General features: G+C 68.7%; 11 protein-coding genes. 6 read left to right on the forward strand and 5 right to left on the reverse strand.

The features are described 5' to 3' along the window. Nucleotides 1-27: 27 nt before the first annotated feature. Nucleotides 28-1,362, reverse strand: coding sequence for a histidine kinase (locus ABZ909_RS10335; protein WP_356997579.1), 1,335 nt, complete (start codon nt 1,360-1,362; stop codon nt 28-30). A gap of 207 nt (nt 1,363-1,569) precedes the next feature. Here ABZ909_RS10335 and ABZ909_RS10340 point away from each other — a divergent pair, with 207 nt between their 5' ends. The 5 genes from ABZ909_RS10340 (at nt 1,570) to ABZ909_RS10360 (ending at nt 7,712) form a co-directional block, all read left to right on the forward strand. Further along, on the forward strand, nt 1,570-1,917 hold the full coding sequence (locus tag ABZ909_RS10340) for a hypothetical protein (protein WP_356997580.1): 348 nt from the start codon (nt 1,570-1,572) through the stop codon (nt 1,915-1,917). Between the two features lie 40 nt (nt 1,918-1,957). Next, entirely contained in the window at nt 1,958-2,743 is a 786-nt protein-coding gene (locus tag ABZ909_RS10345; RefSeq protein WP_356997582.1) for an ABC transporter ATP-binding protein, read from the forward strand. Continuing rightward, nucleotides 2,740-5,235 (forward strand): FtsX-like permease family protein, encoded by a 2,496-nt coding sequence (locus tag ABZ909_RS10350; RefSeq protein ID WP_356997583.1) that lies wholly within the window; start codon nt 2,740-2,742, stop codon nt 5,233-5,235. The genes ABZ909_RS10345 and ABZ909_RS10350 overlap by 4 nt, the downstream gene beginning before the upstream one ends. Before the next feature lie 25 nt (nt 5,236-5,260). Further along, nucleotides 5,261-6,775, forward strand: a complete 1,515-nt coding sequence (gatB, locus tag ABZ909_RS10355) for an Asp-tRNA(Asn)/Glu-tRNA(Gln) amidotransferase subunit GatB (RefSeq protein WP_356997585.1) — start codon at nt 5,261-5,263, stop codon at nt 6,773-6,775. 112 nt (nt 6,776-6,887) lie between these two features. Continuing rightward, entirely contained in the window at nt 6,888-7,712 is an 825-nt protein-coding gene (locus ABZ909_RS10360) for a MerR family transcriptional regulator (protein WP_356997587.1), read from the forward strand. 122 nt (nt 7,713-7,834) lie between these two features. On the opposite strand, the gene ABZ909_RS10365 is transcribed toward ABZ909_RS10360, so the two are convergent. Then, entirely contained in the window at nt 7,835-8,986 is a 1,152-nt protein-coding gene (locus ABZ909_RS10365) for a PQQ-dependent sugar dehydrogenase (protein ID WP_356997588.1), read from the reverse strand. Between the two features lie 135 nt (nt 8,987-9,121). Here ABZ909_RS10365 and ABZ909_RS10370 point away from each other — a divergent pair, with 135 nt between their 5' ends. Then, the gene (locus tag ABZ909_RS10370; RefSeq protein ID WP_356997590.1) at nt 9,122-9,991 is read left to right on the forward strand and encodes a DoxX family protein; all 870 of its coding nucleotides are present in this window, start codon (nt 9,122-9,124) and stop codon (nt 9,989-9,991) included. Between the two features lie 464 nt (nt 9,992-10,455). On the opposite strand, the gene ABZ909_RS10375 is transcribed toward ABZ909_RS10370, so the two are convergent. The 3 genes from ABZ909_RS10375 to ABZ909_RS10385 form a co-directional block, all read right to left on the reverse strand. Continuing rightward, entirely contained in the window at nt 10,456-10,755 is a 300-nt protein-coding gene (locus tag ABZ909_RS10375) for a hypothetical protein (protein WP_356997591.1), read from the reverse strand. A 16-nt stretch (nt 10,756-10,771) separates the two neighbouring features. After that, the gene (gene ilvD / locus ABZ909_RS10380) at nt 10,772-12,613 is read right to left on the reverse strand and encodes a dihydroxy-acid dehydratase (RefSeq protein ID WP_356997593.1); all 1,842 of its coding nucleotides are present in this window, start codon (nt 12,611-12,613) and stop codon (nt 10,772-10,774) included. Nucleotides 12,614-12,758: 145 nt separating this feature from the next. Continuing rightward, on the reverse strand, nt 12,759-13,340 hold the full coding sequence (locus tag ABZ909_RS10385) for a PH domain-containing protein (protein WP_356997594.1): 582 nt from the start codon (nt 13,338-13,340) through the stop codon (nt 12,759-12,761). Nucleotides 13,341-13,360: the final 20 nt, after the last annotated feature.

A 13,360-nucleotide genomic window follows, 5' to 3' on the forward strand; every position in this document is an offset into this window, starting at 1 on the left:
CGATCGGCTCGTCGTCGGCACGGTCGGTCACGTACCCTCCTGGGGCGTTTTGTGGTTCATCGAGTCCAGGATCGCCTGCAGATGGTCTTCGACGGCGTTGACCGGGCAGGGCGCGCTGCCGGTCATCGGGATGCGGGCGTGCACCCGCCAGCCGTCGTGATCCGGGCCTGCGGTGAACCGCCCGGCCAGCGGCGCGACCCGCTGACGCATGCCGGAGATGCCCATCCCGTTCCCGGTTCGCTGGTTGGCGCCGGCTGCCAGCGTATTGGTGACAGTGATGTCGATGTACTTGGGGCGCAGCCGGATTCGCAGGCGGGCCCGCTCGCCCGGGGCGTGCTTGGCGACATTGGCCAGCGATTCCTGGCAGATCCGATACAGGGCCAGTCCTACCCCGGCGGTCACCGCGGACCGGTCGCCCTCGATGCGGTAGTCGACCTCCACCCCGGCGCGCAGAAAATCGGAGACCAGATCGTCGATGTCGTTCAGGCCCGGCTCCGGGGCCGTGGCGGACCGCGCGCCGAGCAGGCCCACCGTGCGCCGGATGTCGGCCATGGCCTGGCGGCCGAGGCGTTCGGCATCGGCCAGTGCGTCGACGGCCTCGTCGACATCCCGGTCGGTCTGCAGTGCGTGCCGGGCCGCCGTCACGTGCAACAGGGTGATGCTCAGTGAATGCGCGATCACGTCGTGCACCTCGCGGGCGATGCGGCGGCGTTCCTCATCGGCGGCCTGCAGGGCGCGGACCTCCTGATAGTCGCGTTCCTGGTACAGGTAGCGGCGCTGGTAGTTCAGCAGCTGCCCGGTGAACCAGCCGAAGAGGATGCCGAGCGTGAACCAGGTCAGTCCGTCGATGTGCCCCACGTATCCGAAGAACATGATCTCCGCGACCATGCCCAGGCCGATGATCGTGCTCACGGACGTGCGGGTGATGGCCGCGACCTCGCCGGTCACGACGATCAGGATGAGCGGTGCGACATCCAGCGGCACCGGCTGCATCAGGAACAGGGCCACCCCGGCCATGGTCAGCGAGGCGAGCAGGACCGGGCGCGGCGGGAGGTTGAACACCACGCACGGCGGCCCGGTCAGATAGACGATGAGCAGCGCGGCCAGGGCGAGGGAGCCGGGGAAATAGCCCGCGGCCACCCGCTGGGCGAAGGCGATCGTGCTGAACGTGTAGAGCACCACGTCCACCAGCACGACCATCGAGACCGGGTAGTCGAAACCGCTCTCCTCCACCCAGCGCCGGTACTCGCGGACCGGGTTGCGCACGAACCGCCGGGACCGGACACCGGCTTCGTGCAGCCACTCCCGTAACTCCTGCAACGCCTGCCCGACCGCCTCGGGGGTGGCGCTGGTCACGTTCATTCTGCAAGGCTATCCGTCGGAACAGACCGCGTACATCGTCCGGCGGCAGGGGCACGTCTCCTACCGGAGTAGGAGGCCAAGTCGCGTCCGCGGCACGAAGACAGAGGTATCGGAGCGATCGTAGTTTGGGGCAACGGCACACGCGCCCGCCCGCAAAGCCCGGGTGCGCACCACGCTGTAACCCAATTCAACGAAAGGTCGAGGGCCATGTCCTGGGCAGACTTTCACGCTCGCACCGACATCCTGCACATCGTTCTCGATCGGGCGGCGCGCAGTGACTTCGAACTGAATCCCGCTGATCCCAAGCTGTTCGACGATCTCCCGGAGCTGGAGCGGCTGTTCGGCGACCCCGACGGGGTGCTGCTCGCACTGCGTAACCGCTGGGAGAACCATTTGACCGTGAAGATGGAAAACGCAATGGAGAAGGGCATTTTGGCGATCGAGGTGTACGCGGAGCTCCGCGCCGAACAGCCGGCCCTGCGCGCGATCCTCGACACCTACGACACCGATCGACTGTATTTCGGCCGTCCGCGTGCGCGTGCGCTGGCCAGCTGATAGACACCGCCTGGTATTGCTCTGCAGAGGGGATCGACCAATGCTGGAATTGACCGACGTCACCAAGGAATACCGGGTGGGCGAGCAGACCGTGCGCGCCCTGGACGGGATCAGTCTGCGGATCGACGCGGGGGAGTTCACCGCCATCGTCGGTCCTTCCGGTTCGGGCAAGAGCACCCTGCTGCACCTGCTCGGCGCGCTTGACTCCCCGGACACCGGATCGATTCGCTTCCAGGACAAGGAGATCGGCGACCTGGACGACGACCGGCAGTCCGAATTCCGGCGGCACCGCGTCGGTTTCGTCTTCCAGTTCTTCAACCTGCTGCCCACGCTGACCGCCTGGGAGAACGTCGCCATCCCGAAACTGCTGGACGGCACCGGATTACGCAAGGCCAAGCCGCGCGCGCTGGAGCTGCTCGACCTGGTCGGGCTCAGCGAGCGCGCCGAGCACCGGCCGGCCGAACTGTCCGGCGGCCAGATGCAGCGGGTAGCGGTGGCGCGGGCGCTGATCATGGATCCGCCGCTGATCCTGGCCGACGAACCGACCGGCAACCTGGACTCCAAGACCGGCGCCTCGATCCTGCAGCTGCTCGCCGACATCACCGAGGAGGGCAACTCCGTGGTCATGGTTACCCACGACATGGGTGCGGTGCGCTACTGCGACCGGGTGATCAACCTGCGTGACGGGCAGATCGGGTCCATCGATCGGGTCGAGCGCGGCGATGACGGGGAGGTGCGCACCGTTCCCGAGCCGGGCCGCAACGGTTCGGCTCCCGCCGCCGACGGTGATGTCGCCGCCGATGACGCCGGGGCGGTGCACGCATGATCCGCGCCGCGCTGGATCGGCTACGCCTGTTCAATATCGGTGAGCTCCTCGCCCACCGCGGCCGCACCACCATGGCCATGGTGGTGATGGGAGTGTCCGCGGGACTGCTGGTTTCGGTGTTCAGCATCTCCGGCTCCATCACCGGCTCGGTGGACAAGCTCACCCACAGCCTGGGCGGCAAGGCGGTGCTGGAGGTCAGCGGCATCACCGACGCGGGCTTCGATCAGCAACTGCTGCAACAGATCCGGTCCGTGCCCGAGGTCGGCACGGCGGTGCCGATGGTGCGGCAGTCCATCGGGGCCGACGACAAACGGGCCCTGCTGGTCGGCGCGGACCCCTCCGCCGCCCAGCTGGGCAGTGACCTCGGCGGGACGGTGACCGATCAGGCGAGCAAACTGCTCACGGTCAGCAACGGTGTCCTGGTCGGCTCCGCCATGGGCTATCGGGAGGGCGACAAGTTCCAGTTCGGCACCGTGACGGCCACCGTCGCGGGCGTCATCGACGACTCCACCGCCGCCAAGATCAATGGCGGCCACATCGCGATCGCACTGCTGCCGGTGGCGCAGAAGATCACCGGCCGGGAAGGCCGGCTGGACTCGGTCCAGATCATCGCCGCGCCGAATACCGATGTGGGCCGGCTGCGTTCGGATCTCACCAAGGCGATCGCCGGCCGGGCCGTGGTCGCTGATCCGGATCTGCGGACCGCGCAGGCCGGCGGCGCGGTGATGCTGGTGCGCTACTCGACGCTGGCCTCCTCGGCCTCGGCGCTCATCGTGTCCTCGTTCCTGATCTACAACGCCATGAGCATGGCCGTGGCGCAACGCCGCCCGATGCTGTCGCTGCTACGGGCCATGGGCGGCAAGCGCGGCGCCATGGTGCGCGATCTGCTCGTCGAGGCCGCGATCCTCGGCCTGTTCGGCGCCGTCAGCGGATCCATCATCGGAATCTTCATGGGCCGCACCGCGATCCGGCAGCTGCCCGCCGCCATCGTGAACTCCGTCGAGTCGCGCACCGAGTACGAGGTGCCCGGTTACGCGGTGCCGGTGGCGATTCTGGCCTGCGTGCTGGCCAGCGTCGGCGCGGCGGCGATCGCCGCGCGGCAGGTGTACAAGGTCGCGCCGATCGAGGCGCTGGCCCCCGTCGGCGTCGGCGCGGCCGACACCGTGAAACCGGTGATCCGCTGGGCCGCAGCGGTTCTCGGCCTGATCATGGTGTCCGGCGCGGTGGTCGTGGCCGAGGCGGATCTGGGCCGGCTCTCGATCGGGGCGATCTCGCTGTCCATCGCCGGCGCGGTCGTGCTGTGCTTCGCCGCCACCGAGCCCATCGTGCGCGCGGTCGCCGCGGTGGCCCGGCTCTTCGGCGCGCCCGGCGCACTCGGCGCGACCACCATCGAACGCGCACCGCGCCGGGTCTGGGCCACCGTCATGACCGTCATGATCGGCGTGACCGCCATCGTCGCCATCGGCAATGCGAGCCGCAATATGGTCAGCGCCGCGACCGACAGTTTCGAGGGTCTGGCCCGCACCGACGTGTTCGTCAGCCCGACCGCCATGGAACAGTTCCCCACCGGGCCGCTGCTGCCGCCGGACCTGAAACAAAAGCTGAGCGCCATCCCCGGCGTCGGCGGAGTCGGTTCCGCCCAAATGGCTTTCGCGACCCTGGGCCGCGGCCGCGTCATGCTGCAGGCATTCGAGAGCGGCGTGGCCCGGACCTCGGTGCTGGACAGTGTGAGCCAGGCCGACCAGGCGCGCATGGCCGCCGGCGCGGGCGTCGTCATCTCCCGGGACGTGGCCCGCTCATTGGGCGTGCACGAGGGGTCCGACCTGACCCTGCCCACCCCGACCGGTGAGCACCGGGTGCAGGTACTGAAGGTGGTGCCCTACTTCTCCGCCATCGCGGGCGTGGTGGCGCTCGACCTGAACATCATGCGCGAGTGGTATCAGCGGCCGGGCGAGACCATCATCGGCATCGACTTCGCGCCCGGCGCCGACCATGCCGCGGTGATGGCGGCCGTGCGCGCCGCGGTCCCGGCCGATATCCACGTCAGCATCGGACGCGATGCGGTGACCGCGATTTCGTCCAGTGTCCGGCAGGGCACCTCGATCAGCTCGGCCATCCTCTGGATAGTGGTCGTGGTCTCGGCGGTCGCGCTGCTCAATACGCTGATGCTGTCGGTGCTCGACCGCCGCCGCGAACTCGGGGTGCTGCGGGCCATGGGCACCAGCCGCCGCTTCCTGCTGCGCACCGTGCTCACCGAGGCCGTCGGCATCGGAGTGACCGGCGCGGCACTCGGATTGGCGGTGGGCTCGGCCGTGCACTACCTCGCCACCATCGCGCTCGGGCACGCCATCGCCATGGACATCCGCTATCAGCCCAGCCCACTGCTGGTGGCCTACGCCGTCATCGCCCTCGGACTGTCCCTGCTCGGGGCCATCCCGCCCGCCCTGCGCGCGGCCAGGTTGCCCATCGTGGAGGCCATCGCCGTGGACTGATCGGCGAGTAAATAGGATGGAGCGCATGAGCGCAGCGACCGTGGACTTGATGGACTACTCCGATGTCATCGACCGGTACGAACCGGTGCTGGGCATGGAGGTACACGTCGAGCTGGGCACCGCGACCAAGATGTTCTGCGGCTGCCCGACCGAATTCGGCGCCGAGCCGAACACCCAGGTGTGCCCCGTGTGCCTAGGCCTGCCGGGCTCGCTGCCGGTGGTGAACGAGAAGGCCGTCGAGTCCGCGATTCGCATCGGGCTGGCGCTGAACTGCTCCATCACCCCGTGGGGCCGGTTCGCGCGGAAGAACTACTTCTACCCGGACCAGCCCAAGAACTACCAGATCAGCCAGTACGACGAGCCGATCGCCACCAACGGTCACCTGGATGTGCTGCTCGATGACGGCTCGACCTTCCGGGTCGAGATCGAGCGGGCCCACATGGAGGAGGACACCGGCAAGTCGCTGCACGTCGGTGGCGCGACGGGCCGTATCCACGGCGCCTCGCACTCGCTGCTGGACTACAACCGCGCCGGCGTGCCGCTGATCGAGATCGTCACCAAGCCCGTCGAGGGCGCAGGCGAACGCGCTCCCGAGGTGGCCCGCGCGTACGTGACCGCGCTGCGCGAGGTGCTCAAGTCGCTGGATGTCTCCGACGTGAAGATGGAGCAGGGCTCGCTGCGCTGCGACGCCAACGTGTCCCTGATGCCCAAGGGCGCCAAGGAATTCGGCACCCGCACCGAGACCAAGAACGTGAACTCGCTCAAGAGCGTCGAGGTCGCGGTGCGCTTCGAGATGCGCCGCCAGGGCGCCGTGCTGGCCTCCGGCGCCTCGGTGCTGATGGAGACCCGCCATTTCCACGAGACCGATGGCACCACTTCGCCCGGCCGCATCAAGGAGACCGCCGAGGACTACCGCTACTTCCCGGAGCCGGACCTCGAGCCCATCGCGCCCGACGCCGCCTGGGTCGAGGAACTGCGCGGCACCATCCCGGAGTACCCGTGGCTGCGCCGCGCCCGCATCCAGTCCGACTGGGGCCTGTCCGTCGAGGTGTTCCGCGACCTGGTCAATGCCGGTGCGCTGGACCTGATCATCGCGACCGTCGACGCCGGCGCTTCCGTGGATGCCGCCCGTTCCTGGTGGGTCGCCTACCTGACCGAGAAGGCCAAGGAGCGCGAGGTCGCGCTCGAGGACCTGCCCATCACGCCGAAGCAGGTCGCCGAGGTGGCCGGGCTGGTCGAGGCCAAGACCATCAACAACAAGGTCGCCAAGCAGGTCGTCGACTTCGTCCTCGCCGGTGAGGGCGAACCGGGCCAGATCGTCGAGGCCAAGGGCCTGGGCATGGTCTCCGACGACTCCGCGCTGCAGGCCGAGGTCGAGAAGGCCCTCGCCGCCAGCCCGGACATCGCCGAGAAGATCCGCTCCGGCAAGGTGCAGGCGGCGGGCAAGGTGGTCGGCGACGTCATGAAGGCCACCCGCGGCCAGGCCGACGCCGCCCGCGTCCGCGAACTGGTCCTCGCGGCCTGCGGAGTCGAGGGCTAGTCACCACCTATCGATGTGAATCGGGGCGCACGGCACTTGCCGTGCGCCCCGTTCTTTTCAGCGATCATGGGCTTGACCCTCACACCGTGTGAGGTCCGAACCTGGAGGGGTCATGTTCAGTATCGGAGACTTCGCCAGGTTCGGATCGGTGTCGGTGCGAATGCTGCGCCACTACGACGAGATCGGACTGCTGCCGCCGTCCGAGGTGGATCCGTGCAGCGGCTATCGGTTCTATGCGGCCGAACAGCTCGCACGGCTCAACCGGGTCGTCGCGTTGAAGGAACTCGGCTTCACCCTGAACCAGGTGGCCGAGCTCCTCGACGGGCAGCTGTCCGTGGAGCGGTTGCAGGGCATGCTGCAACTGCGTCGCGCGCAGCTGGCCAATCAGGTGGCCGCGGACACCGCACGGCTCGCGAGCGTCGAGGCGAGGCTCCTGCGAATCGAGAAGGAGGGCGTCATGCCCGAGCAGGAAATCATCGTGAAACCGTTGTCCGCCACGCTCGTCGCCGAAATGAGCGATGTCGCGGCCGAATCCGGGGAGGCCGCGGTCGGGCCGATCATCGAGCGGCTCTATGCCCGGCTCGGGAAACTGATCCCGGAGGCTGGGCTCACCATCACCGGCGCGCCCGTCGTGTACTACGAAGAGCTCGATGACGGCCTGCGCGTGCACGTTGCGCACCAGGTCGCGGGGACCGCCGCGCCGGGCAGCAGCCTCGATCTGCACCTGCTGCCGGAGATTTCGCAGGCTGCGACCCTGGTGCATCGCGGGAAGCTGGCCGAACTATGCGTGTCCTTCGAGGCCATGGGGCGCTGGGCCGACGAGAACCGTTACGTCCCCAATGCTCCCATTCGGGAGGTCTACCTCAGCGCGCCCGAGGATCCGACCTCGGACGCGTGGGTCGTGGAACTGCAAATGCCGGTCGCCCCTGCCGTGTGAACGGTGCGGGCCCTACCGGCATCCGGTGTCGGCACTCGAAAATGGCCGGCACCGGCCGGTGGTGGCGCCGATGACGACACCCGGCGGAATTGCCTCTCCTCGAAAAGTACTGCGGCGCACAGCTATTGCCGCTCGCCGCCCTGGCCCGCGGACGGTGGCGGGATCCGCACCACGCGATCGTCGTACTGATTGGGATTGCCGTCGGGCTTGTTCACGGTGCCGACCCAGATATTGCCGTCGCCGCCCAGTGTCGCGCCGTCGAGGCGGCCGTACTTGTCCTGGGCCAGCAGTGAGGGCGCCGCGGTGACGGCGTGCGTGTTCTTGTCGGCGGTGGCGAGAGCCAGGGCCCGCTGGTTGGTCATCGAGATCGCGACACCGTCCGAGGCGGCGGCACAGCCCGCCACGCCCGGGTGATCGGGCCAGGTCCAGGCCTTCACCGCGACACCGTCGGGGCCGACCCGCTGCAACCGGTCCTCGGTGGCGGTGCGGTCGGTGATCCAGATGGAATCCTTGCCGTCCGAGCACACCCCGCCCGCCACGCCGATGCCGGTCACCACCACATCGGCGGCGGCGCCGGGCGTGGGGGAGTCGATGCTGAGCAGCTTGCCGGCCATCGAGTTGGTGTCGGCCGCCAGTGACGGATTGCCGGCGTCACCGGTGAGCACCAGCATGCGGTTCTGCGAGGCGAAATCGATGGACCCGCGATTGCCGTTGACCCCCTTCGGAATTCCGGTCAGGATCGGCTTGGGCGCGCCGCCGCCGTCGGTGGAGATGCGGACCACCCGGTTGTCGCCGCCGGTGGTCACGTACGCGTAGATCAGCCCGTCCTCGGTGAAGGTGGGTGACAGCGCCAGGCCGGTGAGACCGCCGTCCCCGGCCGGATCCACATCCAGCCGGGCGACCTCGACGGGCGCGGGCGGCTCACCCTCGTCGGTGGCGACCACCTTCAGGATGCGCCCCGTGGTGCGTTCGGCCACCAGCGCGCTTCCGCCGTCCGGCAGCGCGACCAGGCCGGCGGTGGTGTCCAGACACGAGACCACCACCGCCAGATCGGGATCCACGCACGGCAGATCGGGGCGCTTGGCATTGGTCGGCGGCACCTTCGGCGTGGTGGTGCTGGGCTCGGCGTCCTGCCAGGTCGGCTCCGTGGTGAACGGGCTCGAGGCACGATCGTCGAAGCGGGCGCAACCGGACAGCAGCACGGCGCCCAGCGTCACGCCCAGCACAACTCTCCGTGCACCCACCCCGACACGGCCAGCGGCAACCAAACTCATGGTTGAGACGTTACGGAAAACCTGCCGTCCACGCTCGGATGGGGTGTCCCTTCCTTCGCAGTGGCGCGAATCGGACGGTGGACACGCCCGCGTTCTGCTGTGTGCCGAGTGGTTCCGGCTAATAGTCTGGCCCGCGTGACAGACAAGCCGAACGAGCCGTCCGCCGTGGCGGGCGACCTGCCGCCCGCTGCTCCGCGACCGGCCGGTGAACCGGTCCGCAGCCCCTTCGATTCGCCGACCGAACAGTTCGCCACCCCGTCCGGCGTCCAGACCACCGAGAAACTGCCCCGCACCGACGAGGAACTCGGTCTCGACCCCGAGGTACCGCTCTACTCCCAGGTCATGAATGTCATCCCGGGCGCGGCCGACAGCACCACCACCGAGCCGTCCTCGACCTACACCTTCGCCAGCATCCCGCCGGCGCCGCCCAGCCCCGCCGACAGCAACGGCCGCGTCCGCCGCCGCGACGACCGCCGCGGCACGCTGGACCTCGGACTCCTGTTGCTGCGCTTGATCATCGGCGGCACCTTCGTTTACCACGGCCTGCAGAAGGCCACGGGCTGGTTCCACGGCCCCGGCTACGACGGCATCAGGACCGCCATGGAGAACGGCGGCTGGAAGCACGTGGACCTCGCCGCCCCCCTCCTCATCGCCGGCGAACTCGGCGGTGGCATCATGGTCGCCCTCGGCGTGGCGACCCCCCTGGCCGCCGGCGCCCTGCTCGCCGTCATCCTCGACGCCTGGATGTGGAAGCAGTCCATGGTCCCCGGCTTCCAATACTCCGCCAAGGGCAACTCGGTAGAACTCGAATCCGTCCTCGTAGGGCTCACCACGGTGCTCATCCTCACCGGCCCCGGCCGCCTCTCCTTCGACCGCAACCGAGGCTGGGCCACCAGACCCTTCTGGGGCTCCTTCGCCGCCTGCGCAGCCGCCATAGCCGCCGCCATCCTCGCCTACACCTACCTCCACGGCGGCAACCCCCTCACCGGCATCACCTTCGACTGACCCCGGCACCCTGAACTATGACCCCGGCACCCTGAACTACCAAGCGGCCGTACCGATCCCAACGGATCGATACGGCCGCTTTTTCGTACGGGTCAGGTGAGACCCCCGCGCACGGTGTGGCCGCGCAGGAACTCCTCACATGCAGCATCGGCCGGGGGGAAATCCCGCGCGCTTCAGCAGCGCGGAGACCCTGCATCTTCCGGCTGTGCGGGAGGCTCGGCGAGATGCTCCGGCTGTGCCGGAGGCTCGCGAGACGTTGAGATGTGTGGGAGATCCCGCGAGACCTTTCGGGGTGTGGGGGCTTGCCCCCACAAATCTCCTTCCGGAGGTGTGGGGGCTTACTCGCGCAAGTCTTCCCCCGGGGGTGTGGGGGCTTACTCGCGCAAGTCTTCCCCGGGGGTGTGGGGCGCTGGCCCCCGCAAATCCACCCTGGGGGTGTGGGGGGCTTGCCCCCCCACCGCCTTTCACCACTGACGCGTCGTCCAGGATTCCCATTCCTGGAAGGTCTCCTGGTGGAGCTGGAGGACCCGGCCGGACTTGATGTCGATCTCCTGGTGCAGCATCGCCCGGTGCTGGTTGATCCGCATCTGCTCGTCCGGCGTCGCCATGAACTCGGCATGGTCGAGTTCCCGGACCTCGGCGGCCAACTCCTCGGCCTCGGCGAGCAGTGCCCGCGCTTCGGCATTGCGGGCGTCCGACCGCTGGAGCATGGCCGTGTAGTCGGCAAGCATGGAGTCGGCCTTGCCGATGTATTCGATTGTCATTCCCTTGCTTTCTTGATTACGGCACGCGCCGGACGGCACCCTTGTCGGCGGAGGTGGCGAGCGCGGCGTAAGCACGCAGCGCGGTCGTCACCGGGCGCTCACGGTTCACGGGCTGCCAAGGCCGTTCGGACGCTTCCATTTTCACGCGGCGCTCCGCGAGAACGTCTTCGGGGACCAGCAATTCGAGCGCGCGGGTGTGCACGTCGATACGGATGCGGTCACCGTTCTCGATGAGGCCGATGGACCCGCCGCTGGCCGCCTCCGGGGAGATGTGGCCGATGGACAGGCCCGAGGTGCCGCCGGAGAAGCGGCCGTCGGTGATGAGCGCGCAGACCTTGCCCAGGCCGACGCCCTTCAGGAACGAGGTGGGGTGCAGCATCTCCTGCATGCCCGGGCCGCCGGAGGGACCCTCGTAGCGGACCACGACCACGTCGCCGGGCTTGATCTCCTTGCCCAGGATCTTCGAGACCGCCTCCTCCTGGGATTCGACCACCACGGCCGGGCCCTCGAAGGTGAACAGATCCTCGTCGATACCGGCGGTCTTCAGGATCGCGCCGTCCGGGGCGATATTGCCGCGCAGCACGCACAGCCCGCCCTCGACGGTGTAGGCGTGCTCCTTGTCGCGGATGCAGCCGCCCTCGGCGTCGGTGTCGAGCGAGGACCAGCGGTTCTCGGTGGAGAACGGCACGGTGGTGCGCACCCCGCCGGGCGCGGCGTGGAACAGCTCGACGGCTTCCTCGGAAGCCTTGCCGGAGCGGATGTCCCAGGTGTCGAGCCACTCGTCGAAGGACGCGGTGTGCACCGTGGTCACGTCGGTCTCGAGCAGGTCGGCGCGGCGCAGCTCGCCCAGGATGGCCGGGATGCCACCGGCGCGGTGCACGTCCTCCATGTGGTAGTCGGAGTTCGGCGACACCTTGGACAGGCAGGGCACGCGACGCGAGATCTCGTCGATGGTCTGCAGATCGAACTCGATCTCACCCTCCTGCGCGGCGGCGAGGGTGTGCAGCACGGTGTTGGTGGAACCGCCCATGGCCACATCGAGCGCCATGGCATTGCGGAAGGCCTTGGCATTGGCCACGTTTCGCGGCAGCACCGAGGCGTCGTCGTCGCGGTACCAGCGGGTGGCGATATCGACGATGACGCGGCCGGCCTTCTCGAACAGCGCCCGGCGCGCGGCGTGGGTGGCCAGGGTGGAGCCGTTGCCCGGCAGCGCCAGGCCCAGCGCCTCGGTGAGGCAGTTCATGGAGTTGGCGGTGAACATGCCCGAGCAGGAGCCGCAGGTCGGGCAGGCGGAGCGCTCGACCTCGGTGAGCCCGTCCTCGGTGACGTTCGGCGAGGCGCTGGCGGAGATGGCGGTGATCAGGTCGGTCGGGGCCTGGGCCACGCCGCCGACGACCACGGCCTTACCGGCCTCCATCGGACCGCCGGAGACGAACACGGCCGGGATGTTGAGCCGCATGGCGGCGTTCAGCATGCCGGGAGTGATCTTGTCGCAGTTGGAGATACACACGAGCGCGTCCGCGGTGTGCGCGTTGGCCATGTATTCCACGGAGTCGGCGATGATCTCGCGCGAGGGCAGCGAGTACAGCATGCCGCCGTGACCCATGGCGATGCCGTCGTCCACGGCAATGGTGTGGAACTCGCGCGGCACGCCGCCCGCCGCCCGGACCGCCTCGGCCACGATCTCGCCGACGTCCTTCAGATGCACGTGGCCGGGGACGAACTGGGTGTAGGAGTTCGCGATGGCGACGATCGGCTTCCCGAAGTCGGAGTCGGTGAGACCGGTCGCGCGCCAGAGGGCGCGAGCGCCCGCGGCATTGCGGCCGGCGGTGGTGGTGCGTGAGCGAAGCGGTGGCATTGGTCAGGTCCTCGGGTCGTGTCGCAGTGGGCTGTTGAGCGACTGTCCAGAAGTACGTCTCGCAACGTTCTCCGGCGGGCGTCAACGTTACTCCCGCGCCATGACCTCGATCACCGCCGGTAAGAACTCTGCACGCCCGAAACGCCTACGACTTGCCGGAATCGGCCTCGCGTTCGGTCGATTCGGCCGTCGGCTCGGTGGTTTCGGCCGCGCTCTCCGTGGTTTCGGACCCAGCCTCGGTGGTTTCGGCCGCAGTCTCGCCGGCTTCGCCCTCATCCTCGTCGTCCTCGGGCTCCACGAACGGATCCGGGATGCGCCCGCCCGAAGCCGCGACGAGATCCGCCAGCCGGTTGTATCCCACCGCGGGCAGAGTCACATCGGAGTCGTCGGCCAGATGCAGCTGCAGGTACCCCCGCTTGGGGATGCGCAGCCCGCGCACGTCGGCCCAGTCGATGTGCCGCCCGCTGAACAGAGTGCGCGTGTCGATGCCATTGTCCGAGACGGTCGTTCGGGTCCGCTCGATCCACACCACCACGACGGCCGGGATGGCGAACAGGATCCACAGCACCTGCGGCCACCCGAAGAACGCGAAGGCCACGCAGAACAGCAGGATGAACACCCCGAGGTGAGCGAGCCGGGGGACGCGGATCACGCGACCCGCATCCGATTCGGACTCGGGCGTGTGGGACGATCGAGCAGGTGGCACGGACTGATGCTGTGAGGACACACCCACATCCTTGCATCACG

Source organism: Nocardia sp. NPDC046763 (assembly GCF_040645495.1).
GTDB lineage: Bacteria > Actinomycetota > Actinomycetes > Mycobacteriales > Mycobacteriaceae > Nocardia.